Raw genomic sequence first — 2202 nt, forward strand, 5'->3', positions numbered from 1 at the left:
ACGGCTACCAGGTCACCAACGTGGAAGCCTCCATGTCCTCGCCGTCCAGCCTGCTGCACTGGACCCGCCGCATGATCGAGATCCGGAAGCAGAACCCCGCCTTCGGACTCGGCTCCTACACCGAGCTGCCGTCCTCGAACCCCGCGGTGCTCGCCTTCCTGCGCGAGTACGGCGACGACCTGGTGCTGTGCGTGAACAACTTCTCCCGCTTCGCCCAGCCCACCGAACTCGACCTGCGGGCCTACGACGGACGGCACCCCGTCGAGCTGATCGGCGGCGTCCGCTTCCCCGCCATCGGTGAACTGCCCTACCTGCTGACCCTGCAAGGCCACGGCTTCTACTGGTTCCGGCTCACCCGAGTCGCATCCCGCATCGGCCGCCGCCGCTGACCCGTCCGGCGCCGAGGAAAGGACGCGTCACCATGCCGAAGACCATCACCCCCCGGCCGCGCACCGCGGCCGGCGTCGAGGGGCCACTGGCCTCCCTGGGCGGTCTGCTGCGCGACTGGCTGCCGAGGCAACGCTGGTTCGCGGGCAAGGACCGGCCCGTCACCGACCTGTCGGTGCTGTCGGTGACCGAGCTGTTCCCGGGCTGTCTGCACCTGCTCGTGCACGCCTCGCACGTCCCGGTGCCGACGCCCGGCGGCACTCCTCCGCCCGGGGACTGCTACCAGCTGCTGCTGGGGCTGCGCCGGCACCTCGCGCCGCGCCTGGAGCGGGCGTTCATCGGGCGCGCCCAGGAGGGCCCGCTGGCCGGGCTCGCGGTGTACGACGCGCTGCAGGATCCGCGCTCGGCCGATCTGCTGCTGGAGCGGCTGCGGCAGCCCGGCACCGCCGGTCCGCTGCGGTTCGAGGGGGCCCCGGGCGCCCGGCTGCCCGGCGGTCTGCCGCCGCGGCTGCTGGACGCCGAGCAGTCCAACACCTCCATCGTGTACGGCGACGCGTACATCCTGAAGGTGTTCCGGCGCATCCAGCCGGGGGTCAACCCGGACCTGGAGGTGCCGGCCGCGCTGGCCGCGCAGGGCTGCGCCCGGGTGCCGGCGCCGGTGGCGTGGTTCACCACGACCGCCCCGCGCCGGGCCACCCTCGGGGTGCTCCAGCCGTTCCTGCCGGACGCCACCGACGGCTGGTCGCTGGCGCTCAGCGCGCTCGCCGCGGGTGACGACTTCACCGCCGAGGCCCGCGCGCTGGGCCGGGCCATGGCCGAGGTGCACCTGGCGCTGGCCGAGGCGTTCCCGTCGGCCGGGCCGGGCGAGAACGGCCGCACGGCCGAGGCGATGTGCGCGCGGCTGGACGCCGCCGCGCACGCCGTACCCGGGCTGCTGCCGTTCGTGCCCGGCCTGAAGGCCGCGTTCGGGGCGCTGGCCACGTGCGACACCGGACCGCCCGCCCAGCGCATCCACGGCGACCTGCACCTCGGGCAGGTGCTGCGGGCCGGCCGCGACTGGTTCGTCATCGACTTCGAGGGCGAGCCGTCCCGCCCGCTCGCCGAACGGCGGGCACCGCAGTCCCCGGTGCGCGACGTCGCCGGGATGCTGCGCTCCTTCGACTACGCGGCCCGGCAGCGCCGCCCCTGGCGACCCGAGTGGGCGCGCCGCTGCCGGGAGGCGTTCTGCGCGGGCTACGCGGCCCGCGCGGGCTGGGACCCACGCAAGAAGCACGCGCTGCTGCGCGCGCACGAGACGGACAGGGCGGTCTACGAGGTGCTGTACGAGGCAAGACACCGGCCGGACTGGCTGCCGGTTCCGATGGCGGCGATCAAGCGGCTCGCCGTATGGGGAGGCTGACTCATGGCACTGCGTGACACGACGCGACCCGAGGCCGCGGGCCCGGTGCCGCCCGCGACCGTGCCGCTGGACGCGGCCGACCGGGACCGGCTGCTGGCCGGCGCGCACCATGACCCGCACGCCCTGCTGGGCGCCCACCCGGTCCCGGGCGGCGTCCAGTTCCGGGCGCTGCGGCCGAACGCCCGGTCGGTGAGCGTCCTGATCGACGGCACGCGCACCGAGATGTGGTCGGAGGGTGACGGTCTCTTCACCACCGTCCTGCCCGGTGCGCGGATCCCGTCGTACACCCTCCTGGTGGCGTACGACGACACCGAGCAGGAGGTGCACGATCCGTACCGGTTCCTGCCCGCCCTCGGCGAGCTGGATCTGCACCTGGTCCGGGAGGGCCGGCACGAGCAGCTGTGGCGGGCGCTCGG

General features: G+C 74.7%; 2 protein-coding genes and 1 pseudogene. All 3 read left to right on the forward strand.

All coding sequences use genetic code 11. The annotated features are described in order from the left end of the window. The coding region (locus GT045_RS35360; protein ID WP_202516745.1) for an alpha-glucosidase C-terminal domain-containing protein at window positions 1-389 on the forward strand (389 nt) is incomplete at its 5' end. Window positions 390-421: 32 nt separating this feature from the next. Continuing rightward, complete coding sequence (locus GT045_RS35365) at window positions 422-1786, forward strand: maltokinase (protein WP_161336720.1); 1365 nt, start codon at window positions 422-424, stop codon at window positions 1784-1786. A gap of 3 nt (window positions 1787-1789) precedes the next feature. Beyond that, window positions 1790-2202: pseudogene (locus GT045_RS35370) on the forward strand (1,4-alpha-glucan branching enzyme); the annotation flags it as partial.

This window comes from Streptomyces sp. SID486 (assembly GCF_009865385.1).
GTDB lineage: Bacteria > Actinomycetota > Actinomycetes > Streptomycetales > Streptomycetaceae > Streptomyces.